At 66.0% G+C, this 23,772-nt stretch carries 21 protein-coding genes; 15 read left to right on the top strand and 6 right to left on the bottom strand.

What is annotated here, in order from left to right:
- Nucleotides 1-32: 32 nt before the first annotated feature.
- From IB243_RS16520 to mnhG, 10 genes are all read left to right on the top strand, one after another.
- Nucleotides 33-383 (top strand): integration host factor subunit beta, encoded by a 351-nt coding sequence (locus IB243_RS16520; RefSeq protein ID WP_010465749.1) that lies wholly within the window; start codon nucleotides 33-35, stop codon nucleotides 381-383.
- A 121-nt stretch (nucleotides 384-504) separates the two neighbouring features.
- The gene (locus tag IB243_RS16515) at nucleotides 505-834 is read left to right on the top strand and encodes a lipopolysaccharide assembly LapA domain-containing protein (protein ID WP_010465750.1); all 330 of its coding nucleotides are present in this window, start codon (nucleotides 505-507) and stop codon (nucleotides 832-834) included.
- The gene (gene lapB, locus IB243_RS16510) at nucleotides 824-1,981 is read left to right on the top strand and encodes a lipopolysaccharide assembly protein LapB (RefSeq protein WP_192428370.1); all 1,158 of its coding nucleotides are present in this window, start codon (nucleotides 824-826) and stop codon (nucleotides 1,979-1,981) included. The genes IB243_RS16515 and lapB overlap by 11 nt, the downstream gene beginning before the upstream one ends.
- A gap of 136 nt (nucleotides 1,982-2,117) precedes the next feature.
- Nucleotides 2,118-2,549, top strand: coding sequence for a helix-hairpin-helix domain-containing protein (locus tag IB243_RS16505; RefSeq protein WP_192428369.1), 432 nt, complete (start codon nucleotides 2,118-2,120; stop codon nucleotides 2,547-2,549).
- 115 nt (nucleotides 2,550-2,664) lie between these two features.
- Nucleotides 2,665-5,622 carry a monovalent cation/H+ antiporter subunit A gene (locus IB243_RS16500; RefSeq protein ID WP_192428368.1) on the top strand — a complete coding sequence of 986 codons (2,958 nt, stop codon included), beginning with the start codon at nucleotides 2,665-2,667 and terminating at the stop codon, nucleotides 5,620-5,622.
- The gene (locus IB243_RS16495) at nucleotides 5,613-5,978 is read left to right on the top strand and encodes a Na+/H+ antiporter subunit C (protein WP_063460563.1); all 366 of its coding nucleotides are present in this window, start codon (nucleotides 5,613-5,615) and stop codon (nucleotides 5,976-5,978) included. Before IB243_RS16500 ends, IB243_RS16495 begins: the two co-directional genes overlap by 10 nt.
- A 159-nt stretch (nucleotides 5,979-6,137) precedes the next feature.
- On the top strand, nucleotides 6,138-7,859 hold the full coding sequence (locus IB243_RS16490) for a monovalent cation/H+ antiporter subunit D (protein WP_225584990.1): 1,722 nt from the start codon (nucleotides 6,138-6,140) through the stop codon (nucleotides 7,857-7,859).
- Nucleotides 7,856-8,377 carry a Na+/H+ antiporter subunit E gene (locus tag IB243_RS16485; protein ID WP_192428367.1) on the top strand — a complete coding sequence of 174 codons (522 nt, stop codon included), beginning with the start codon at nucleotides 7,856-7,858 and terminating at the stop codon, nucleotides 8,375-8,377. The genes IB243_RS16490 and IB243_RS16485 overlap by 4 nt, the downstream gene beginning before the upstream one ends.
- Nucleotides 8,374-8,652 carry a K+/H+ antiporter subunit F gene (locus tag IB243_RS16480; RefSeq protein WP_010465757.1) on the top strand — a complete coding sequence of 93 codons (279 nt, stop codon included), beginning with the start codon at nucleotides 8,374-8,376 and terminating at the stop codon, nucleotides 8,650-8,652. The genes IB243_RS16485 and IB243_RS16480 overlap by 4 nt, the downstream gene beginning before the upstream one ends.
- Nucleotides 8,649-9,041 (top strand): monovalent cation/H(+) antiporter subunit G, encoded by a 393-nt coding sequence (mnhG, locus tag IB243_RS16475; RefSeq protein WP_121420417.1) that lies wholly within the window; start codon nucleotides 8,649-8,651, stop codon nucleotides 9,039-9,041. Before IB243_RS16480 ends, mnhG begins: the two co-directional genes overlap by 4 nt.
- Before the next feature lie 51 nt (nucleotides 9,042-9,092).
- Here mnhG and IB243_RS16470 read toward each other — a convergent pair whose 3' ends face one another.
- Nucleotides 9,093-12,755, bottom strand: coding sequence for a hydantoinase B/oxoprolinase family protein (locus tag IB243_RS16470; RefSeq protein ID WP_192428366.1), 3,663 nt, complete (start codon nucleotides 12,753-12,755; stop codon nucleotides 9,093-9,095).
- An 81-nt stretch (nucleotides 12,756-12,836) separates the two neighbouring features.
- Nucleotides 12,837-13,367 (bottom strand): winged helix DNA-binding protein, encoded by a 531-nt coding sequence (locus IB243_RS16465; RefSeq protein WP_010465760.1) that lies wholly within the window; start codon nucleotides 13,365-13,367, stop codon nucleotides 12,837-12,839.
- Between the two features lie 180 nt (nucleotides 13,368-13,547).
- On the opposite strand from IB243_RS16465, the gene IB243_RS16460 reads away from it, so the two are divergent.
- The 5 genes from IB243_RS16460 (at nucleotide 13,548) to IB243_RS16440 (ending at nucleotide 17,983) form a co-directional block, all read left to right on the top strand.
- Entirely contained in the window at nucleotides 13,548-14,564 is a 1,017-nt protein-coding gene (locus IB243_RS16460) for a TRAP transporter substrate-binding protein (protein WP_029414268.1), read from the top strand.
- Between the two features lie 2 nt (nucleotides 14,565-14,566).
- Nucleotides 14,567-15,103, top strand: coding sequence for a TRAP transporter small permease (locus IB243_RS16455; protein ID WP_192428365.1), 537 nt, complete (start codon nucleotides 14,567-14,569; stop codon nucleotides 15,101-15,103).
- A gap of 194 nt (nucleotides 15,104-15,297) precedes the next feature.
- Nucleotides 15,298-16,608, top strand: coding sequence for a TRAP transporter large permease (locus tag IB243_RS16450; RefSeq protein ID WP_192428364.1), 1,311 nt, complete (start codon nucleotides 15,298-15,300; stop codon nucleotides 16,606-16,608).
- Between the two features lie 33 nt (nucleotides 16,609-16,641).
- Nucleotides 16,642-17,028 carry a fluoride efflux transporter CrcB gene (gene crcB, locus IB243_RS16445; RefSeq protein ID WP_057224887.1) on the top strand — a complete coding sequence of 129 codons (387 nt, stop codon included), beginning with the start codon at nucleotides 16,642-16,644 and terminating at the stop codon, nucleotides 17,026-17,028.
- Nucleotides 17,029-17,119: 91 nt separating this feature from the next.
- The gene (locus IB243_RS16440; RefSeq protein WP_010465765.1) at nucleotides 17,120-17,983 is read left to right on the top strand and encodes a TIGR00730 family Rossman fold protein; all 864 of its coding nucleotides are present in this window, start codon (nucleotides 17,120-17,122) and stop codon (nucleotides 17,981-17,983) included.
- A gap of 71 nt (nucleotides 17,984-18,054) precedes the next feature.
- On the opposite strand, the gene IB243_RS16435 is transcribed toward IB243_RS16440, so the two are convergent.
- From IB243_RS16435 to IB243_RS16420, 4 genes are all read right to left on the bottom strand, one after another.
- Nucleotides 18,055-19,251, bottom strand: a complete 1,197-nt coding sequence (locus IB243_RS16435; protein ID WP_192428363.1) for an MFS transporter — start codon at nucleotides 19,249-19,251, stop codon at nucleotides 18,055-18,057.
- Nucleotides 19,248-21,089 (bottom strand): DNA recombination protein RmuC, encoded by a 1,842-nt coding sequence (gene rmuC / locus IB243_RS16430; protein ID WP_192428362.1) that lies wholly within the window; start codon nucleotides 21,087-21,089, stop codon nucleotides 19,248-19,250. The genes IB243_RS16435 and rmuC overlap by 4 nt, the downstream gene beginning before the upstream one ends.
- A 72-nt stretch (nucleotides 21,090-21,161) precedes the next feature.
- The gene (locus IB243_RS16425) at nucleotides 21,162-22,163 is read right to left on the bottom strand and encodes a D-glycerate dehydrogenase (protein WP_192428361.1); all 1,002 of its coding nucleotides are present in this window, start codon (nucleotides 22,161-22,163) and stop codon (nucleotides 21,162-21,164) included.
- A gap of 172 nt (nucleotides 22,164-22,335) precedes the next feature.
- Complete coding sequence (locus IB243_RS16420) at nucleotides 22,336-23,748, bottom strand: sodium:proton antiporter (RefSeq protein ID WP_370540347.1); 1,413 nt, start codon at nucleotides 23,746-23,748, stop codon at nucleotides 22,336-22,338.
- Nucleotides 23,749-23,772: the final 24 nt, after the last annotated feature.

Raw genomic sequence — 23,772 nt, 5'->3', positions numbered from 1 at the left:
TCAGCAAAGACCTGCCCACCCGCAGTCCGCCTATGCCCCAAGACTCCATGACCCGCTCAGACCTCGTTGAAGAACTGGCCGCACGTTTTGGCCAGCTGACACACCGCGATGCCGAATACGCCGTCAAGACCATCCTGGACGCCGTGGGCGAAGCCCTCGTGCGCGGGCACCGCATCGAGATCCGGGGTTTTGGCAGCTTCTCGGTGAACCACCGCCCCCCCCGCATGGGCCGCAATCCGCGCAGCGGCGAGGCCGTGGCCATTCCCGAAAAACGTGTGCCCCATTTCAAGCCAGGCAAGGCCCTGCGCGAGGCCGTGGACAAGCGCACTGCCGAAATGGAAGAAAACTCCGGGGCAGCCGGCAGCACGTCCATTCAAAAATGATAGCTTCCAGCGCTTTATGGATAAGCGCCAGAGGCACATTTGATCTGCATTCTTATCCTGCAAGGGCCGTGTAGCCCCCCAGGCCCAAGCTCTTAGAATCGCCCCACCACTGGGGAGACCGATGAAATACCTCCTGTGGCTGCTCAAGGCAGCCATTTTTTTTACACTGTTTGCCTTCGCGCTGAACAACCAGCAGGACGCCACCGTGCACTTCTTCTTTGGCACGCAATGGCGCGCGCCGTTGGTGCTGGTGGTGCTGACGGCCTTCTCGGCCGGGCTCGCCGTGGGTGTGCTGGGCATGGTGCCGCGCTGGTGGAGGCACCGCGCCGCAGCGCGCCGCGCCCATGCAGCAGTGGCCGTGCCCACGCCCGTTGCCTCCCCCGCCGCAGCCACGACAACCCCCCCTGCACCGCCACCACCGCCAGACCTGCCTTCCGCCCATGGAATTTGACCTGACCTGGATCCTGCTGGGTCTGCCCGTGGCCTTTGTGCTGGGCTGGCTGGCTTCGCGTTTTGACCTGCGCCAGCTGCGCGCCGAAAACCGCCGCGCACCCAAGGCGTACTTCAAAGGCCTGAACTTCCTGCTCAACGAGCAACAAGACCAGGCAATTGACGCCTTCATCGAGGCCGTGCAGAACGACCCCGACACCTCCGAACTGCACTTTGCACTGGGCAATCTGTTCCGCCGCCGGGGTGAATACGACCGTGCCGTGCGCGTGCACGAGCACCTGCTATCGCGCGGCGACCTGAGCCGGATCGACCGCGAACGTGCCCAGCACGCGCTGGCGCTCGATTTCCTCAAGGCCGGCCTGCTCGACCGGGCGGAAGAAGCCTTGCACCGCCTGGAAGGCACCCCCTTCGAGGCCCAGGCCCGCCTGGCGCTGCTGGCCATTTATGAGCGTTCACGCGATTGGCCCCATGCCGCCGCCATCGCCCGCAAGATGCACGACGCCGATCAGGGCGACTTCAGCACCCGCCAGGCCCACTACCTGTGCGAGCAGGCCCTGGCTCTGAGTGCACAGGGCGACCTTCCCGGCGCCCAGGCCCTGCTGGAGCAGGCCGTGGCAGCCGCCCCTGAAGCCGCCCGTGCACGCATCGAGCTGGCGCGGCTGCAGCGCCTCATGGGCCAGCCCGCCGCCGTGTTGGCCACCCTGAAAACGCTGGGCGAGCGCAATCCGGCCGCCCTGCCTCTGGCCGCTCCGTTGATGGTCGAGGCGGCCACCGCCACGGGGCGCACGCCTGAAGTGCAGGCATTGCTGCAGGCCCACTATGCGCAAGCCCCTTCGCTGGATGTGCTGGAGAGCATCGTGGCCATGGAGACCGCCAACGAGGCCACCCGTGGGTCCGCCCGGCAGCGCTACGTGCAGCACCTGGACAAGGAACGCTCGCTGGTCGCCGCCGCCAAATGGTTGGCCACCGAGAAGCTGGAGCACGAAGAATTTCATCCCCAGGTCCAGCGTGCGCTGGAACATGCTGTCAAGCCGCTCACACGCTACCGCTGTGCGGCCTGCGGCTTCGAGGCACGCCAGCATTTCTGGCAGTGCCCCGGCTGCCAGACCTGGGACAGCTACCCCGCCCGTCGTGTCGAAGAACTCTGATAAGACTTGCGCAAACCGGGATGCAACAGAGCCGCCTTGCCCTGGGGCAATCCGCGTGCCTGAGGCCTGTTTTGCGTAAGTCATGTCTGAAATCCTTCGGTCGCACCCCGCCACGAACACCAGTAAACCAATCACCATGCTGAAAAAACTGCTCGCCCTCGTCGCCATGCTGTTTGCCGTGACATCTTTCGCCGCCGTGGACGTGAACACGGCCACCGAGGCGGAGCTCGACGGCATTAAGGGCATCGGGCCAGGCCTGTCGGGCCGCATCCTGGAAGAACGCAGAAGTGCACCTTTCAAGGACTGGAACGACTTCGTCGGCCGCGTGGGTGGTGTGGGCCACAAAAGCGCGGTGAACTTCTCCAAGGAAGGCCTCACCGTGGGTGGCAAAAAGTACAGCGCAGCGGCGGCCGCCAAGGCCGAAGCGAAGAGCCAGCGCGGCCACAAGAAACAGGCCCCGGCACAGGGCGCTGACCGCAAGGCCCAAGAGGGCCCAGGAAAAGATGCGGCGGCCCCGGTGACCCCGCCGCCAGAGTCCACTTCCGCCGCCAGCGCTAGCAAAAACTAAGCACGCACCGCAAGCTACAAGCCCGCCTCGGCGGGCTTGTTTTTTTGGGCCATGGGTTGCGCAACGGCAAGGCCTGGGCAGGGACTTTGGGGGGTGCCCCTAAAATTGTTCGCGCATGCCCCTGATCACCCTCATCCTCCTCCCCTTCATCGGCAGCCTGCTGGCAGCGGTACTGCCCGCCAATGCCCGCAACACCGAGTCCACGCTGGCAGGCCTGATCGCCTTGTTCTGCACCGTGCAGGTGGCGCTCTACTTTCCCGAGATTGCCGATGGCGGCGTGCTGCGACAGGAGTTGGCGTGGCTCCCCGCCCTGGGCCTGAACCTCGTCATCCGCATGGATGGCTTTGCATGGATGTTCAGCATGCTGGTGCTGGGCGTGGGCAGCCTGGTGGTGCTGTATGCGCGCTATTACATGTCGGCGGCCGACCCGGTGCCGCGCTTTTTTGCGTTCTTTCTGGCGTTCATGGGGGCCATGGTGGGCGTGGTGCTGTCGGGCAACATCCTCCAGATTGCGTTCTTCTGGGAACTGACCAGCCTGTTTTCCTTCTTGCTGATCGGCTACTGGCACCACCGCAAGGATGCCCGGCGCGGCGCGCGCATGGCGCTGACGGTGACAGGCACGGGCGGCCTGTGCATGCTGGCTGGCATGCTGGTGCTGGGCCACATCGTCGGCAGCTACGACCTCGATCACGTGCTGGCCGCAGGCGCGCTGATCAAGGCGCACCCGCTGTACCTGACCGCGCTGGTGCTGATCCTGCTGGGCGCGCTGACCAAAAGCGCGCAGTTCCCTTTTCACTTCTGGCTGCCCCATGCCATGGCCGCGCCCACGCCCGTGTCGGCGTACCTGCACTCGGCCACCATGGTCAAGGCGGGCGTGTTTCTGATGGCGCGCCTGTGGCCTGCGCTGGCGGGCACCGAGGAGTGGTTCTGGCTGGTGGGTGGCGCGGGCCTGTGCACCTTGCTGGTGGGTGGCTATGCGGCGATGTTCCAGAACGACCTCAAAGGCCTGCTGGCGTATTCCACCATTTCTCACCTGGGCCTCATCACCTTGCTGCTGGGCCTGAACAGCCCGCTGGCCGCCGTGGCCGCCGTGTTCCACATCATGAACCACGCCACCTTCAAGGCCTCGCTGTTCATGGCCGTGGGCATCGTGGACCATGAAAGTGGCACGCGGGACATACGGCGGCTCTCCGGGCTGCGCAAGATGATGCCCATCACAGCCACCCTGGCCATGGTGGCCAGTGCTGCGATGGCAGGCGTGCCGCTGCTCAACGGCTTCCTGTCCAAGGAAATGTTCTTTGCCGAAACGGTGTACGTGAACACCACGCCGATGCTGGAATGGCTGCTGCCCGTGGCCGCCACCGTGGCGGGCATGTTCAGCGTGGCGTATTCGCTGCGCTTCACGGTCGATGTGTTCTGGGGCCCGCCCGCCACCGACCTGCCGCGCCCGCCCCACGAGCCGCCGCACTGGATGCGGGTGCCGGTCGAGCTGCTGGTGCTGGCCTGCCTCGTGGTGGGCACGCTGCCTGCCTGGTCCGTCGGCGCCTACCTGGCCGCAGCCGCGCGGCCGGTGGTGGGGGGCGAGCTGCCCACCTACAGCCTGGCGGTCTGGCACGGGTTCAACACACCATTCGTGATGAGCCTGGTGGCCCTGGGCGGGGGCATCGCGCTGTATGCCCTGCTGCGCTGGCAGCGCGAAAAAGGCGTGCTGGATGCGCCACCGGTCATGCACCACATCAGCGGCCAGCGGCTGTTCGAAGGCACCCTGGCGGCCGTCACCCAGTGGGGCCGCCATGGCCGCCGCATGCTGGGCACCGGGCGCCTGCAGTGGCAGATGCTGTGGCTGGTCAGTGCCGCGCTTGTGGCCTGCGTGCTGCCCCTGTGGGCACGGGGCCTGCCCATTGGCGACCGGACGCAGCTGCCGCTGTCTCCGGCCTTCGCGCTGCTGTGGCTGCTGGGCGGGCTGTGCGCCATGGCGGCGGCCTGGCAGGCCAAGTACCACCGTCTGGCGGCGCTTACCCTGTTGGGCGGTGCGGGGCTGTGCGTATGCCTGACCTTCCTCTGGTTTTCAGCCCCCGACCTGGCGCTCACGCAGATCGTGGTGGAGGTGGTCACCACCATCCTCATCCTGCTGGGCCTGCGCTGGCTGCCGCGCCGCGACGAAGCCCTGCGCAAGCCCACGCTGGCCGAAGAGCGCCGCACCCAATTGCGCCGCTACCGCGACATGGCGCTGGCACTGACCACGGGCGCCGGCATGGCCCTGCTGTCGTTTGCCATGATGAGCCGCCCTTTCCCGGACAGCACCTCCACCTTCTTCCTGGAGCGCGCCCTCAGCGAAGGCGGCGGCACCAACGTGGTCAACGTGATGCTGGTGGACTTCCGGGGCTTCGACACCTTTGGCGAGATCGTGGTGCTGGGCATCGTGGCCCTGACGGTGTATGCGCTGCTGCGGCGCTTTCGGCCCGCGCGCGAGGTGATGGACCTGCCGCCCCAGCAACGCGCCCTGCCCGCCGACGTGGACACCGATCTGTCCAACCCGCGCCAGACCGCCGACACCGCCGTGGGCTACCTCATGGTGCCTGCTGTGCTGGTGCGGCTGATGCTGCCGTTCGCGACCCTCGTGTCCATGTACCTGTTCATGCGCGGGCACAACGAGCCCGGCGGCGGTTTCGTGGCGGGGCTGGTGTTCTCGGTGGCGCTGCTGCTGCAGTACATCGTCTCGGGCACCTCGTGGGTCGAGGCCCACCTGCCCCTGTACCCGCGCCGTTGGATCGGCGTGGGCCTGCTGGCCGCGCTGGCCACCGGGCTGGGCGCACTGGCCTGGGGCTACCCGTTCCTGACCAGCCACACGGCCCATTGGCACCTGCCGGTGGTGGGCGAGGTCCATGTGGCCAGCGCACTGTTCTTCGACATCGGCGTGTTCACGCTGGTGGTGGGCTCGACCATGCTCATCCTCACTGGCATCGCCCACCAGTCGGTGCGCAGCCACCGCTACAACCATGCGCGCGCCTCGGATGAAGCGCAAGCCACCGCAGACACTGCCACCACACAGGGAGAAAGCCCATGGAACTGATTCTGGCCCTGGCCATCGGCGTGCTCACCGGCTCGGGCGTGTGGCTGCTGCTGCGGCCACGCACCTTCCAGGTCATCATGGGCCTGTCGCTGCTGTCGTATGCCGTCAACCTGTTCATCTTCAGCATGGGCCGCCTGGGCCTGGCCATCGACAAGGAACCTGTGCTGCAGCCTGGCCTGCCGCAGGACCTGGCCCACTACGCCGACCCTATGCCCCAGGCCCTCACGCTCACGGCCATCGTGATCGGTTTCGCCATGACCGCCCTCTTCCTCGTGGTGCTGCTGGCATCGCGCGGCATGGCGGGCACCGACCATGTGGACGGCACCAAGGGCAAAGACGTGCAGGAAATGCCATGAAAAAGAACACCCCCCTGAGCGGCTCCGCCGCTTCCCCCCGCTCTTGCAGTGCTGCGCACTGCGGGCAGGGAGAAGCAGCCCTCGCTGCGGGGCGGCCCTTGCTAGGCTGCCCTGGCATGGTGCGTGCCAGTTTCGTGCGCAGCGCCTTGGACCAATGACATGACATTCACAGGATTTTTGCTTGACCGGCTGATGCCGCACCTGATCCTGGCGCCCATCGCGCTGCCCATGCTCACGGCCGGACTGATGCTGCTGCTGCGCGAAGAGCGCCAGCGCACCAAGGTCACGCTCAACATCGTCTCCACCTTTCTGGGCTTGGTGATCGCAGTACTGCTGCTGGTGCAGGCCAAGGACCCGGGCCTTCCAGGCAGCCTGGGCGTGTACCTGCCCGGCAACTGGCCCGCGCCGTTTGGCATTGTGCTGGCCATCGACCGGCTCTCCGCGATGATGCTGGTGCTGGCCAGCACCGTGGCACTGGCCACCGTGCTGTTCTCGGCCGCACGCTGGCACCGGGCGGGAGTGCACTTTCACCCGCTGTTTCAGTTCCAGCTCATGGGGCTGGCGGGCGCGTTCCTCACGGCTGACCTGTTCAACCTGTTCGTGTTCTTCGAGATCATGCTGGCCGCGTCCTACGGCCTGCTGCTGCACGGCTCGGGCCGCCCGCGTGTATCGGCGGGGCTGCACTACATCGCCATCAACCTCGCGGCCTCGTCGCTGTTCCTGATCGGTGTGTCGATGCTCTATGGCATCACCGGCACCCTCAACATGGCCGACCTGGCCCAGAGCGTCGCCGGTGTTGCGCCCGCAGACCGAGGCCTGCTGCACGCGGCAGCGGCCGTGCTGGCCGTGGCCTTCCTCATCAAGGCCGCCGTGTGGCCTCTCAACTTCTGGCTGGTGCCTGCCTACAGCGCGGCCACCGCGCCGGTGGGCGCACTGTTTGCTCTGATGACGAAGGTGGGGGTGTACAGCGTGCTGCGGCTGTGGACGCTGTTGTTTGGCCCCGAGGCCGGAGACTCGGCCCAGTTTGGCAGCCAGTGGCTGATTGGCGGCGGCATGCTCACGATGGCCTTCGGTGCCATCGGCATGCTGGGCTCGCAGCGCCTGGGGCATCTGGCGGGCTTCGCGGCCATCCTGTCGTCGGGCACGCTGCTGGCGGCCACCGGCTTTGGGCAGACCCTGCTCACGGCCGGGCTGCTGTACTACCTGCTCAGTTCCACGTTGGCCGTGAGCGCGCTCTTCCTGCTGGCCGACCTGATCGACCGCTGGCGCAACGATGGCTCGAACCTCGCCCCCTACGAGCAGACGGACGATGCGCCGTTCCTGTCGGCCGATCTGGTGCCCACCGAAGGCATGAACCTCGATGACCAGGAGGAGGCGCTCATCGGCGAGGTGATCCCGGCGGCTGCCGCGTTCCTGGGGCTGGCCTTCATGGCCTGCACGCTGGTCATCGCGGGCCTGCCACCCCTGCCCGGCTTTGTGGGCAAGGTCGCCATGGTCCACGCATTGCTCAATCCCCTGGGGCTCGGGGCCTCTGCCGGGTTCCACCTGGGCGCTGCGGGCTGGATGCTGGTGGCCCTGCTCGTGGGGTCGGGCCTGCTCGCGCTGCTGGCGCTCACGCGTGCGGGCATCCGCCACTTCTGGGCGGCGCACGACCGCACATCCCCCAAGCTGCTCGTGCTGGAAGGCCTGCCCATCGCACTGCTGCTGGTGGCCAGCGCGGCCCTGGTGTGGCAGGCGGGCGCCGTGATGCGCTACACCCAGGCCACGGCCGACGCGCTGCATGCGCCGTCCACCTACGTGCGCGCCGTGATGACCACCACCCCGGTGCCCAACCCGCCCCACGCGGACGCGCCTGCCCCCCAAGGAACCACGCCCCCATGAAGCCCCGCAACACCCCCGTGCAGCGGCCGTTCAAACGCCTGGTGCCCGCCCCCGTACTCTCGCTGGCGCTGCTGGTACTGTGGCTGCTGCTCAACCGCAGCCTGAGCGCGGGCCACATCGTGCTGGGCACAGCACTGGCGCTGGCCATCCCGCTGCTCACGGCCGGGCTGCGCCCGCTGCCCGTGCGCATCCGCAAACCCGGCGCCGTGCTGCGCCTGGCGCTCACGGTGATGGCCGACACCACACGTTCCAACCTGGCCGTGGCACGACTGCTGCTGGCGCCGGGCCGCCGGCGGCACCCCTCGGGCTTTGTGCACATTCCGCTGGAAGTGCGCGACCCCAACGCGCTGGCCGTGCTGGCGATGATCGTCTGCATCACCCCCGGCACGGCCTGGGCCGAGCTGTCGCTGGACCGCAGCCTGCTGCTGCTGCATGTGCTGGAGCTGGACGACCCCGCCACGGTCATTGCTGATGTGAAGCAGCGCTACGAAGCCCCTTTGATGGAGATCTTTGAATGACCCCTGTCCTCGACTGGGCCTTGCCCATCGCCCTGTTCATGCTGGCCCTGGCCATGGGCTGCGCGCTGATCCGCCTGCTCAAGGGCCCATCCGCACAAGACCGGGTGCTGGCGCTCGACTGCATGTACCTGAGCGGCATGCTGGTGATGCTGGTGCTGGGCCTGCTGTATGGCAGCAAGAACTACTTCGAAGCTGCGCTGCTGCTGGCGCTGTTCAGCTTTGTGGGCAGCATGGCCATGGCCAAGTTTCTGCTGCGTGGCGAGGTGATCGAATGACCGAAGCCGCTACCACTGCCGCCGCCGTGCTGCCGCTTTGGCTTGAAATCATCGTGGCCTTGCTGGTGCTGGCGGGCGCCGGGCTGGCCCTGCTGGGCTCCACCGGCTTGCTGCGCCTGCCCACGTTTTTCGAGCGTGTACATGCGCCCGCCATCATCGCCACGCTGGGCTGCTGGCTGATCATGCACGGCACGGTGCTGTACTTCTCGGTGGCCGACCGCAGCCTGGCGCTGCATGCGCTGTTGATCGCCGTGTTTGTGGCGATCACGGTGCCGATCATGTCGATCTTCTTGATGCGCGCGGCGCTGTTCCGCGCGCGGCAGATGGGGCTGAATGTGCCGCCGAGCCTGAGCCAGCCCAAGGCGCCATCCGAAACCGAAGACTCCTGATTTAATAGCTGCCAGCACTTTATGGATAAGCGCTAGCGGCTATTTTCACCCCTATTTTTGACCTGAAGACCCGAATCCGCCGCCGCCCGGCGTGTGGATTTCAAACACGTCGCCCGGCAGCATTTCGGCTTGGCCGATATGGTCCAGCAGCTCCACCCGGCCATCGCTGCGCACCACCTTGTTGATGCCCACGGCACCCGGCTGGCCGCCCGCCATGCCAAACGCGCCATGGTGGCGGCCGTTCGACAGGATGCTGGCCGTCATCGGCTCCAGAAAGCGCACACGGCGGATGCCGCCATCACCGCCCTTCCACTGCCCGGCGCCGCCCGAGCCCTTGCGGATCTCGTAGCCCTCCAGCCGCACGGGGAAGCGGAACTCCAGCACCTCGGGGTCCGTCAGGCGCGAGTTGGTCATGTGGCATTGCACGACGCTGGTGCCTGCAAAGCCGCCAGTGAGCTGCCCGTTGGTATCCCACACGCCGCCCGCGCCGCTGCCCCCGGAGATCGTCTCGTAGTACTGGTAGCGCGTGCTGCCAAAGGTGAAGTTGTTCATGGTGCACTGCCCCGCCGCCATCAGGCCCAGTGCGCCGTACAGCGCATTGGTGATGCAGGTCGAAGTCTCCACATTGCCCGCCACCACCGAGGCTGGGGGGTTGGGGTTGAGCATGCTGCCCGGCGGGATGATGACGTTGAGCGGCTTGAGGCACCCGGCGTTGAGCGGAATGTCGTCGTCCACCAGCGTGCGGAACACATACAGCACCGCCGCCATGCACACCGCCGTGGGCGCGTTGAAGTTGTTCGTCTGCTGCGCGCTGGTGCCGGTGAAGTCGATGGTGGCGCTGCGGCTCTTGGCATCCACCTTCACGGCCACGCTGATCTGCGCGCCGTTGTCCAGCGGCAGCGTGAACGCACCGTCCTTCAGGCGCGTGATGACACGGCGCACGGACTCTTCGGCGTTGTCCTGCACATGGCGCATATAGGCCAACACCACGTCCAGGCCAAACTCGCCCACCATGCGGCGCAGCTCCTGCTGGCCCTTCTCATTCGCTGCAATCTGCGCGCGCAGGTCGGCCATGTTCTGTTGCGGGTTGCGGGATGGATATTCGCCGCTTTCCAGCAGCGCAATCATCTCCGCCTCGCGCAGCACACCGCGCTCGACCAGTTTCACGTTGTTGATCTGCACGCCTTCTTCTTCAATGCGCGTGGAGAACGGTGGCATGGAGCCCGGCGTGGTGCCGCCCACATCGGCGTGGTGGCCCCGGCTGCCGACGTAGAACGTGGGCTCGGCGTTGTCCCCCAGGTAGACCGGCGTGATCACTGTGATGTCGGGCAGGTGCGTGCCGCCGTGGTAGGGGTCGTTGAGCACGAACACATCGCCCGGCTGCATGCGCCCGGCGTTGTCACGTATCACCGTCTTGATGCTCTCGCCCATCGAGCCCAGGTGCACCGGCATGTGCGGTGCGTTGGCGATGAGGTTGCCTGCGGTGTCGAACAACGCACAGCTGAAATCGAGCCGCTCCTTGATGTTCACCGAGTAGGCCGTGTTCTGCAGCTGCAGCCCCATCTGCTCGGCAATGTTCATGAACAGGTTGTTGAACACTTCCAGCAGCACCGGGTCCACCGTGGTGCCCACGGCATGCTGCACGGCGCGCGCCACGCGGCGGTTGAGCAGCAGGTGGTCCAGGTCGGTCAGCGCGGCCTCCCAGCCGGGCTCCACGATGGTGGTGGCATTCTTCTCGGCAATGATGGCCGGGCCGGGGATCACGTCGCCGGGGCGCAAATCCTCGCGCACCACCAGGACCGCGTCGTGCCAGGCGGCCACTCCATCCACACCACCGGTGTACACGCGCACGGTGCTGCGGGGCGGCACCTCACGCTCGGGCTGCAGTGCGTGGCGCGGCTCCACCGGTGCGTCGCCGGGCACCACGGCCTCGACCGACACAGCCTCCACCACCAAGCCCTTGCCCTGCATCAGGAAGGCAAAACGCTGGCGGTAGGCATTCTCGAACGCGGCGGTGATCTCGGCCATCGAACCCAACGGCACGATGAGCGCCGAGTCGCTGCCCTCGTAACGGACGTGCACACGGCGGTGCACCACGGCTGTGCCACTGCCCGACTGCTGGCGCTCCAGCTCGGTGCGCGCGGTGGTGGCGAGTTGGTCCAGCGTGGTTTCAATGCCAGCGAGCGCGTTTGGCACGAGCCTGGTTTCCACCGCCTGTTCGCGGATCACGTTCTGGTCGGCCAGGCCCATACCGTAGGCGCTGAGCACCCCCGCCAGCGGGTGCACAAACACGCGTGTCATGCCCAGGGCATCGGCCACCAAACAAGCATGCTGACCGCCCGCGCCGCCAAAGCACTGCAGCGTGTAGCGCGTCACGTCGTAGCCACGTGCCACGCTGATCTTCTTGATGGCATTAGCCATTTGCTGCACAGCGATCTGAATGAAGCCGTGGGCTACATCTTCGGCCTTGCGCCCAGTCTGCGTGGCGAGGGCATCAAATTTCTGCACCACAGCATCGCCGTCCAGCGCCTCGTTGGCGCCGTGGCCAAACACCTGTGGAAAATGCGCGGGCTGGATCTTGCCCACCATCACGTTCGCATCCGTCACGGCCAGCGGGCCGCCCCGGCGGTAGCTGGCGGGGCCGGGGTTGGCGCCCGCGCTTTCGGGGCCCACACGAAAGCGCGCACCGTCAAAGCCCAGGATGGAGCCGCCGCCGGCCGCCACAGTGTGGATGCTCATCATCGGGGCGCGCATGCGGACACCGGCCACCTGGGTCTCGAACTCGCGCTCGAACTCGCCCGCGTAGTGGCTCACGTCGGTGCTGGTGCCGCCCATGTCGAAGCCGATGACCTTGTCGTGGCCTGCCAAACCGGCGGTGCGGGCCATGCCCACAATGCCGCCTGCGGGGCCGCTCAAGATCGCGTCCTTGCCCTGGAACACCTGGGCATCAGTCAGCCCGCCCGACGACTGCATGAAGAACAGTTGCACGCCTGGCATTTCGCTCGCCACCTGGTCCACATAGCGGCGCAGGATGGGCGACAGGTACGCATCCACCACCGTGGTGTCGCCCCGGCTCACCAGCTTCATCATGGGGCTGGTGGCGTGGGATGCGCTCACCTGCGTAAAGCCCGCTTCGCGCGCAATGCGGGCGGCGGCTTCTTCGTGTGCGGTGTAGCGATAACCGTGCATGAACACGATGGCCGCGCTGCGCAGGCCCGCGTCGTAGGCCGCCCACAGGCGTTCTTTCAGGTGCGCTTCGTCCAGCGGCTCAATCACCTCGCCCCGTGCGCCCACACGCTCCTGCGCCTCAATCACACGCTCGTACAGCAGCTCGGGCAGCACGATGTGCCGGTCAAACAAACGCGGGCGGTTCTGGTAGGCGATGCGCAGCGCATCCTTGAAACCCTTGGTGGTGATGAGTAGCGTGGGCTCGCCCTTGCGTTCCAGCAGCGCGTTGGTGGCCACGGTGGTGCCCATCTTCACGCACTCGACCAGCTCGGGCGTCACCGCCTCGCCGGGCTTCAAACCCAGCAGGTGGCGGATGCCCGCCACAGCGGCGTCCTTGTACTGCTCGGGGTTCTCGGACAGCAGCTTGTGCGTGACCAGGCTGAACGAACCATCCGGGTTGGGCCGCCGGCCCACCACATCGGTGAAGGTGCCGCCCCGGTCGATCCAGAACTGCCAACGGGACATGGGCGAAACTTGGTGGGACATGAATCACTATCTTTTTGATAGCTATTAGCGCTTATTGAATAAGCGCTAGAGCATGGTTTTCTTCAAACATCTGGGCACAGATCACAGGGATGCGGCCGAGCGCGCCGCCTGGTCGTACATGCCCGAGAGCACACGCAGCAAACGGGCCAGCTCGCCGATGTCGCGGTTCAGCGCGTCGTCGGCCTGCAGCGCATCGATGAGGCAGCTTTCGCGAATCTCACGGTAGCGCTGCACGTAGGCGCGGCCCACATCGGTGGCAGCGTAAGTCACTTCCTTGCCGTTTTTCTGCGACGCGACGACGCCCAGGTTCTGCAGCTTCTTGAGCGCGTAGTTCACCAGGTGCGTGTCCTCCACGTTCATGATGAAGCAGATGTCGGCCAGGCGCTTGTCGCGCGCGCGGTGCGTCACATGGTGCAGAACCAGCACATCGAGCGGCGTGAGGTCCTTGAGGCCTGCGGCCGACATGCAGTGCGCCACCCAGCGGTGGAAGGCGTTGCCCGCCACGATGAGCCCGAACTCGAATTCGCTCATCTCGGCACTCTGCGCCGACACGAGGTGCGCTGACGACACGATGGGGCCGGAATCGCCCTTGGCCTTGGACCCAGATTTCATGATGGACAGCAGCGCCTCGGAGAAAAAAGGAAAACTGGCACGGGATATGCAATGGCCATTGTAGGCAGCATGACAATGATTTGTTGGCAATTTGTCAGCGTTTAGGCAAAACACCTATGCCGTGGCCCCTTGCTTTATATACAGTGGCTTACCCCCACGATCCACCTTGCGGAGCACTCCATGAAGCGTCGAATTTTCCCCGCCACAGCCCTCTGCCTGGCAATGGCCTTTGGTTTCACTGCCACCTCGGTCATGGCCCAGACCAAATGGGATCTGGCCGCCGCCTATCCGGTCAGCAATTTCCACACCGAGAACCTGATGCAGTTCGCCAAGGACGTGGACGCTGCCAGCGCGGGCAAGCTCAAGATCACCGTGCATGCCAACGCCTCGCTGTTCAAGGCCAACGAGATCAAGCGCGCAGTGCAAGGTGGGCAGGCCCCCATGGGCGAAGTGCTGCTGGGCAATTTTGAAAACGAAAACCCGCTGTACGGCGTGGACGGCATCCCCTTCCTGGCCACCTCGTATGCAGATTCCAAGCGCCTGTACGACGCCCAGAAAGCCTCGCTGGACCGGTTGCTGGGCACGCAGGGCATGAAGCTGCTGTATGCCGTGGCGTGGCCACCGCAGGGCATCTACTCGAAGAAGGAACTGGCCTCGGTGGCCGACCTGCGTGGCATCAAGTGGCGCGCCTACAGCCCCGCCACTGCCAAGATCGCCGAGCTGATCGGTGCGCAGCCGGTGACCATCCAGGCGGCCGAACTATCACAGGCGCTGGCCACGGGCGTGGTCGAGGCCACCATGACGTCCGGCTCCACCGGCTATGACAGCAAGATCTACGAAAGCATCAAGCTCTTTCATGACACCCAGGCCTGGCTGCCAAAGAACGCGGTCATCGTGAACAAGAAGGCTTTTGATGCACTGGACAAGCCCAGCCAGGACGCCCTGCTCAAGGCATCGGCCGAGGCCGAGTCGCGCGGCTGGAAGCTCAGCGAAGAAAAGACCGAGTGGTACAAGAAAGCCCTGGTCGAAAAGGGCATGAAGATTGTCACCCCTGCTCCCAAGCTGATGGCCGACATGCGCCAGGTGGGCGAGATCATGCTGGGCGACTGGGTCAAGAAGGCCGGACCCGAGGGTGAAGCCATCATCGCTGCCTACCGCAAGAGTGCCCCCGCCGCCGCGGCACCGGCCAAGAAGTGACCATGCTGCGCCGCTGGCTCGACCGCATCTACCTCGCCGCCGGCGCCGTGAGCGCCGCGTTCATCGCGCTGATCTGCGTGCTCATGGTCGCGCAGAGCATCATGCGCGAACTGGGGCTGCGCACGGGCGCCATCAACGACATCGTGGCGTGGTTCTGCGCAGCGGCCGCCTTCCTGGCCATGGCCCATGCCTTCAAGCACGGTGACTTCGTGCGCGTGACGCTGCTGCTGGAAAAGTTGTCCCCGCGCCGCTGCCGCCAGCTCGAGGTGGTGTCGCTGGCCATCGGGTCGGTGGCCGTGGGCTACCTCATGTGGGCGGCCTGCAGCTACACCTATGAGAGCTGGGAGTTCAACGACATCTCGCAGGGCCTGCTGCCCATGCCGCTGTGGATTCCGCAGCTGAGCTTTGCGCTCGGTTCCATTTTGCTGTGGGTGGCCGTGGTGGATGAATTCATCATCGTGCTGCGCGGCGGCGTGCCCACCTTCGTGCGCGCCGTCGAAGAGCGCCATGCCAAGGGCGATTTTTCCTCTGACATATGAAGCCCCCCTGAGGCGCTGCGCGCCTTCCCCCTGAGGGGGACGCCACCGGTGGCCCGGCGAAGCCGGTTCCACGGTGGCACTGGCGTTTGGCAGCGCCAGTTTTTGCGGGGGCGTTGGAAGCGCAGCGCAGTGAGTGAATACCGATAACAACAGGCCGTGTGGGACGCTTGTCCTTGCGGCCCAGAAAGTTCGACATGGATATCTTGATGGTGGGCGGCGTCCTGCTGGTACTGATGCTGGTGCTGCTGTCCGGCGGTGTCTGGATTGCGATGACCCTGGCGATCTGCGGCTGGGTGGGGCAGGCGTTCTTCACCTCCACGCAGCCGGCCAAGAATTTGTTCTCGGCGTTCTGGGAGAGCAATGCGAGTTGGGAGCTGGCGGCGCTGCCGCTGTTCATCTGGATGGGCGAAATCCTGTTTCGCACCAAGCTGTCAGAAGAGATGTTTGAAGGCCTGCGGCCGTGGCTGAACCGCGTGCCGGGGCGGCTGATGCACACCACCATCCTGGGCTGCGGCATCTTCGGCTCGGTGTCGGGTTCGTCGGCCGCCACCTGCGCCACCATCAGCAAGGTGGCACTGCCCGAGCTGATGAAGCGGGGCTATGACGAGAAGCTGGCACTGGGCTCGCTGGCCACGGCCGGCACGCTGGGCATCCTCATCCCGCCCTCCATCACCATGGTGGTGTATGCCGTGGCGGCCGACGCGTCCATCATCCGCATCTTTCTGGCAGGCTTTCTGCCGGGCATTTTGCTGATGCTGCTGTTCTCGGGCTACATCGGCTGGTGGAGCCTGCGCAACCCCGACAAGGTGCCTGCGGCCGACCTGCCTTCGACGCTGCGCGAGAAGATCCGCAAGTCCGGCAACCTGATCCCCGTGGGCGTGCTCATCGTCTTCATCGTCACCGTGCTCATCACCGGCTACGCCACCGCGACTGAATGCGCGGCGTATGGCGTGGTGGGGTCGCTGGGCCTGGCGCTGTGGAGCCGGTCGCTCACTTGGCAGAACTTCAAGGACGGGCTGATGGGCACCACGCGCACCAGCTGCATGATCATGTTCATCCTGGCGGGCGCGGCGTTTCTGACCAAGACCATGGCCTTCACCGGCATCCCGCGCGAGCTGGCCGAGTGGGTCAACGCCATGCAGCTGTCGCCGTTCGCGCTCATCAGCGTGCTGGTGGTGGTCTACTTGGTGCTGGGTACGGCGCTCGACGGCATCAGCATGATCGTGCTGACCAGCGCCGTGGTGCTGCCCATGATCCAGCAGGCCGGGTTCGATTTGATCTGGTTCGGCATCTTCATCGTGCTGCTGGTCGAAATTGCCGAGGTCACGCCGCCGGTGGGCTTCAACCTCTTCGTACTGCAGAACATGACCGGCAAGGACAGCAACACCATCGCGCGTGCGGCCATTCCGTTCTTCCTGTGCCTGGTGGTCTGCATTGCACTCATCACGATCTTTCCGCAGATCGTGACCATCCTTCCCGATCTGGTCATGGGCGCGGAGAAGTAGCTCGGTCCAGCCCAGGGTACGATCAGCACCCTCATGTTCGCTGCCATCGCCATCGCCCTCGGAGCCAGCATTGGTGCGTTGGCACGGTGGCGCCTGGGCCTGTGGCTGAACACCGAGGGGGCCGTGCTTCCCTGGGGCACCCTCGCGGCCAACCTGATCGGTGGCTACCTGGTGGGGATCTGCGTCGCCATCTTCCAGGCACTTCCAGAGCTTGACCCGGCATGGCGCCTGGCCCTGGTGACAGGTTTTCTCGGTGGCCTCACCACCTTCTCCAGCTTCTCGGCCGAAGTGGTGGGCATGCTGCTGCAGCAGCGCTACCTGCTGGCACTGGGCACCACCGGCATGCACCTGGCGGGCTCGCTGGCGCTGACGGTGCTCGGCATCCACAGCGCCACTTTTTTGCTCGCGGGGCGTGCCTGATAATCGGACGATACCGGCAGCCACTGCCACACGTTCAACCCACGCCCGACCATTGCACCCGCACGGTTGCGCCGCGTTTTCTCGACCTGCCATGGACGCCAATACCCAACTCAACGAACGCCGCCTTGCCGATGCCTGGGCGGAGCTGCAGAGCCACGCCGCCAACGGCAACCCCTTGCACGCCGACGCCTACCGCCTTGCGTTTGCCGACCCCGAATTCCTGTTCCGCCGCGAGACACGCGGCATCCGCTTTCAGCTGGAAATGCTCAAGCCCGACCTGGGCCAGGCCGAGCAAGGCATCGAGAACACCGTGGTGGTCTATGGCAGCGCCCGGTTTGTAGCCCCCGACGAGGCCGCAGCCCAGCTGACCGAAGCCGAAGCCAGTGGCGACGAGGTGCGCCTGCAGCGCGCCCGCCAGGCCGTGCGCAACGCGCGCTATTACGACCTGGCCCGCCAGTTCGCCCGCGTGGTGGCCGAGCACAGCGAGCGCCAGCAGCCCGCAGACCGCATCTACATCTGCACCGGCGGTGGCCCCGGCATCATGGAGGCCGCCAACCGCGGCGCGCATGACGTGGGCGCGCTCAACGTGGGCCTGAACATCGCCCTGCCCCACGAGCAAAGCGGCAACCGTTTCATCTCGCCCACCCTGAGCTTCAAGTTCCACTACTTTGCGCTGCGCAAGATGCACTTCATGATGCGCGCCAAGGCCCTGGTGGCGTTCCCCGGGGGCTTTGGCACGCTGGACGAACTGTTCGAGGTGCTCACGCTGGTGCAGACCAAGAAGGCCAAGCCCGTGCCCATCGTGCTGTTCGGCACGGACTACTGGAAGCGGCTGATCAACTTCGAGGTGCTGGTCGAAGAAGGCACGATCTCGGCGCAGGACCTCAAGCTCTTTCACTACACCGACGACCCGCAAGAGGCGTGGGAGCTGATCAAGTCGTTCTATCAGCTATAAGCGCGGCAGCGCAGCGCGCTGCCCGCGAGGCTCACGGGCGTCTTGTCGGGCCGTGAGCCCACTGGCGAGCCCTACGCGGGCTCCTGCCCGTGCTGCTTTTTCTCGCCGCCGATGCACCACGCCAGCCGGGCGCCGCCCAGCCCAGCTGCGCCCACCACCCAGAACAGGCCGCTCACGCCAATCACCGCCCCGGCCGATCCGAACATCAGGGGCATCAGCACGCTGGATGCGTTGATGGCCATGAGGCGCAGGCCCAGGGCCTCGCCCTGCCGGTGCGAGGGTGTGATCTGGTGCAGCAGGCTCATCACCATGGGCTGCCCCGTGCCCAGCACCAGGCCCAGCAGCACGGAGCACAGCCCCATGGCAAAGGCGCTTTGCAACAGCGGGTACACCGCAAACAACACGGCCGTCACCAGCATCGCGCCAGCCATCACGCCCCGCTCACGCAAGCGCTTGGCCACAAAGGGCATCAGCACGCGGATCACGGTGGCCGCAATCGCAAACGCCCCGAAGATGGTGCCAATGACCGCCGCCGACAAGCCACGCTCGTGCCCCAGCAGCGGCACGGCAAAAGCGTGCACATCCCAGCACGACGAGATCAGCCAGTTCACGATGAGCAGGCGGCGAAACGGCGCGTCGTTCAGCAGATCCCAGGCGCGCTGCGGCGGGCCCCCATTGGACGAAGCGGCGACCACCGCAGGCAGCTCCTGCGTACCCCGCACGCAGAACCAGCTGAGCAAGGGCAGCAGCGCCAGCAGCGCAAAGGCCGCGCGGTAGCCTTCAAGGCTGCCCGGGGCGCTACCGGCGTGATCGATGGCCAGCCCCGCAGCAAAAGGACCGATGAAGTTGGACACCGCCGGGCCGATGGACAGCCAGCTGAACACCTGCTTGAGTTCGGTGGCGTCATGCACGGCACGGCCCGCGTGGCGTTGCACCGCGATGGTGGCAGCCCCCGCAGCGCCACCGGTCAGCAGGGCCGAAATACACAGCACGGGAAAGGTCGGGAACACCACCGCCAGCCCCGCGCCCACACATGCCACAGCCACCGAATAGCCCACCGGGCGCTTGAGGCCATGGCGGTCGGCATACCGGCCCGCAGGCAGGGCCAGGAACACCTGGGTGAGCGCGAACAGCGCCACCAGCAAGCCCACGGCGGCGGCGCTGTAGCCCTCGCGCAGGGCCAGCAGGGGCGCGGCCAGCCGCATGCCTGCCATGCTGCCGTGCACGCAGATCTGCCCTGCAATCAGGCGGGCCAGGGCCCCGTTCACAGCGGATCGTCCTCAGAGTCCAGCCCGGGCAGCACTGCCGCGCTACCGCCGGGAAGCGGCAGGCCGGCACTGGGCAGGCCGGCGGCACCGGGTGGCGCAGGCAGGTCCTGCACATCGCGCAGGCGCTTTTGGATGGCGCGGGTGCGCACGCCCACCTCGTCAAAACGCTTGGCGGCAGCGTCGATGGATTTTTTGGTGGCCTCGACCACATCGCCAAACTTGGCGAACTCGGTCTTGACCATGCCCAAGAGGCTCCACACTTCGGACGAGCGCTTTTCAATCGCCAGCGTCTTGAAGCCCATCTGCAGGCTATTGAGCATGGCCGCCAGGTTGGCGGGGCCGGTGATCATCACGCGGCACTCGTTCTGCACCGCCTCGACCAGGCCGGGGCGGCGCATGACCTCAGCAAACAGGCCTTCGGTGGGCAGGTACAGCACGGCAAAGTCGGTGGTGTGCGGGGGCGAGACGTACTTGGCGAAGATCTTCTTGGCTTCGAGCCGAATCGACGTCTCAAACGCATTGCCTGCGGACAGGATGGCGGCCTTGTCGGCGGCATCCTGCGCATCCATCAGGCGCTGGTATTGCTCCACCGGGTACTTGGAGTCGATGGGCAGCCACACCGGGTGCTCGTCGCTCTTGCCCGGCAGGCGGATGGCAAATTCCACCAGCTCATCGCTGCCCGGCACGGTCTTGACGTTGCGCGCGAACTGGTCGGGCGTGAGCACGTTGTCGATGATGGCGCCCAGCTGCATTTCGCCCCAGGTGCCGCGCGACTTCACGTTGGTCATCACGCGCTTCAAGTCGCCCACGCTGCCGGCCAGCGTCTGCATTTCGCCCAGGCCCTTGTGCACCTGCTCGAGCCGGTCGCTCACCAGCTTGAAGGATTCGCCCAGGCGCTGCTCCAGCGTGGCGTGGAGTTTCTCGTCCACCGTGCGGCGCATTTCTTCGAGCTTGGTGGAGTTGTCGGCCTGGATGGCGGCCAGGCGTTCATTGAGCGCGTTGCGCAGTTGCTCGGCATTGGTCTGGCTGCCTTGCAGCATGCCCGTGAGCTGCTGCGAGACGGCATCCTGCAACACCGAGAACTGGTGGCGGATCTGGTTGCCGTTGGCTTCGAGCTGGTCCTTGAGCGCGCCGGACATGGTGCCCAGCTGGCTCTGGAGGTCGCCCTTGAGCGAGTCGAGCGTGGTGCGCGTGGCCTGCGTGAGCGCCTCGAACCGCTCCTGGATGCGCTTTTCGAACAGCGCCGCGCTCTCGGCCATGGCCTCGCGCGACTTGACGCTTTCGGCCGCGAGCGCGGCCGTGGTGGTGGTGAGTTCGGTGCGAAAACCCGCGAGGGTGTCCGACAGTTCCTTGCGCGCCATGGCCGCATCGTTTTGCCCCTGGGCCAGGTGGGCCAGCAAAGCCTTGCTGCTTTCTTCGAGCCGCCCGGCCACCGCCTGCTGCAGGGCATCGAAGCGCTGGGCCAGCGAGGCATCGAGCGCGGTCTGGCGCTGCTCCAGCCTGCCTTCAAACACCCCGAACGCGGCCAGAAGCTCGGCGCGGCCATTGCGGGACTCGGTCACGGCCTGGGCGAGGCGCTCATCCACGGCGTGGCGCAGGGTCTCCAGCGTGTGCTGCGTAGTCTGGGTGAAGCCGCTGAACTGCTGGGCCAGCGCATCCAGGGCACCGTCGTTCTTGGCCACGGCCAGCTGGGTGGCCTGCGCCGTTCGCTCCAGCACCTGCAGGCGCGCCAGCCATTCGGGGGGCAGGTCCACCCGGGGGCGGCGCACCAGCAGCAGTACCAGAAGAACCAGAACCAGGGCCAACACGGCCAGCAAGACGAGGGTGTCGGTAGTCAAGGGCTATTACTATTATTTTTATAGCTAACAGCGCAATACAGATAAGCGCCAGCGGCCATTTTTATGCAAATATCAAGTTCCGCGCGGCGCTGTGGCCGTCGAAACGGGTTGGTTCACCGGTGTGAGCGGCCCGCGCCCGTCGAAGAAGGCAATCAGGTTGTCGGCCGCCAGGTTGGCCATGGCACGGCGCGTGGGCACCGTCGCGCTGGCGATGTGGGGCGTAAGCACCACGTTGGGCACGGTGAGCAGGTCGGGGTGCACGCTGGGCTCGCCCTCAAACACGTCCAGGCCCGCCGCCGCGATGCGCCCTTCGCGCAGCGCCACCGCCAATGCAGCGTCATCCACAATCCCGCCCCGCGCAATGTTGATGAGCGTGGCCGTGGGCTTCATCTGCGCCAGTTCGGCCGCGCCGATGGTGTGGTGCGAGGCTGCGGTGTAGGGCACCACCAGCACCACATGGTCGGCCGTGCGCAGCAGCTCTTCCTTGCCCACGTACGTGGCCTTGCATTCGGCTTCCAGCGCGGGCGACAGGCGCGAGCGGTTGTGGTAGACCACCTTCATGCCAAAGCCGTGCGCGCCGCGCCGGGCGATACCCTGCCCGATGCGCCCCATGCCGATGATGCCCAGTGTGCTGCCGTGGATGTCCGAGCCCGCGAACATGTCGTAGCTCCACTTGTTCCACTTCCCTGCGCGCAGGTAATGCTCGCTCTCCGTCATGCGGCGCGCCGTGGCCATGAGCAGCGCAAAACCGAAGTCGGCCGTGGTCTCGGTCAGCACGTCGGGTGTGTTGGTGCCCTGCACGCCGGCAGCCGTCATGGCATCCACGTCGAAGTTGTTGTAGCCCACGGCCATGTTGGCCACGATGCGCAGGCGCGGCGCGGCAGCCAGCAGCGGTGCATCGATGCGCTGGCTGCCGGTGGTGAAGGCGCCGTCCTTGTCGGCCAGGCGCTCGGCCAGCTCGGCAGGGCTCCAGATGACGTCCTCAGGGTTGTCTTGCACGTCAAAGTGCTGGCGCAGGCGGTCCACGATGTCGGGGAAGATCGCACGCGCGACCAGGATGCGGGGTTTGCTCATATTTCAATCTCCAATGCATTCGCGAGGTATGTCGCCCTTTGAAACTGGCGTGGCCAAAGCCAGTGGCCGCCGAGCAAAGCCCGCCCTGTAGCGAGGGCGGCGTCGCCCTTCCCGCAACCCGCAGCGGTGCGAGAGAAGGGGGAAGCGGCGCAGCCGCTCAGGGGGATGTGCATTACCGAAACCAAAGGAAGGTCATCACCACGAACAGCGGCACCAGGATGCCGCCCGACCACAGCATGTAGCCGAAGAAGCTGGGCATCTTCACCCCCCGGTCTTCGGCGATGGCCTTGACCATCATGTTGGGGGCATTGCCGATATAGGTGTTGGCGCCCATGAACACCGCCCCCGCCGAAATGGCGGCGAGCGTAGGGGCCAGCGTAGTCATGAGCGTGGCCGCATCGCCTCCGGCCGTGTTGAAGAACACGAGGTAGGTCGGAGCGTTGTCGAGGAACGAGCTGAGGATGCCCGTGGCCCAGAAATACATGGCCGGGTCGGGCGAGCCGTCGGGCCGCGTCACCGCCGCGATGATGGCGCCGAACGGGCCGCTGGCGCCCGCCTTGAGCATGGCGATGACCGGAATGATGGTGAGGAAGATGCCCGCAAACAGCTTGGCCACCTCCTGCATTGGCCCCCAGCCGAACTGGTTGTCTTCATGCACCTTGCCGGGCGTGAGCCACAGCGACAGAAAGGTCACGATGACCAGCCCCGCATCGCGCACGATGCCGGGCAGGCCCACCTCGGTGCCCGCCAGGTCGAACACCATGGGCGACTTCCAGAAGCCGCTGACCAGCACCAGCGCCACCACGGCGCCCAGCAGGGCAAAGTTGACCTTGCCGTCAAAGCCGATGGCCGGCGTGTCGGGTGTCGGGTCGGCCTTGAGCACCTCTTCGCGGCGGTGGTAGTACCAGGAGTCCAGCGCGAAGAAGATGGCCAGCAGCGCGCCCACGAGGAACAGGGTCTCGGGAAAGATGTGGCCCACCGTCCAGAAGAAGTCCACGCCCTTCAAGAACCCCAGGAACAGGGGCGGATCACCCAGCGGCGTCAGCGAGCCCCCGGCATTGGACACGATGAAGATGAAGAACACGACCACATGCGCCGTGTGCCGGCGGTTGTCGTTGGCGCGGATCAGCGGGCGGATCAGCAGCATCGATGCCCCCGTGGTGCCCATCAAGCTGGCCAGCACCGCGCCAATGGCCAGGATCGCGGTGTTCAGCCCGGGGCTGCCATGCAGATTGCCCCGGATGAAGATGCCGCCCGCCACCGTGAACAGCGCGGTGAGCAAAATGACGAACGGGACGTACTCGGCCACCAGCGCATGCACCAGGCTCGCGCCCGCCACACCGGCCCCGAAGGTGATGGCAAACGGCACCAGAAACACCAGGCCCCAGGCCGCTGCGACCTTGCCGAAATGGTGGTGCCAGAAGATCGGTGCCATGAGCGGCATGAGCGCAATCGACAGCAGGATGCCCGCAAACGGCACACCCCAGAGCACCGACAGCGTGCTGCCATCGATATCGGCCGCTACAGCCATGCCGGGCAGTGCGGCGGCAAGACCTGCGAAAGCCAGTCCGCGCAAAAATTTCAAAGCTTGTGTTTCCGGTTCATGGTT

It is taken from the genome of Acidovorax sp. ACV01 (assembly GCF_014851495.1).
In the GTDB taxonomy this organism is placed as follows: Bacteria; Pseudomonadota; Gammaproteobacteria; order Burkholderiales; family Burkholderiaceae_C; genus Acidovorax; species Acidovorax radicis.
Note: the sequence above shows the minus strand (reverse complement) of the source record. Positions and strands in the feature narration are given on the sequence as shown.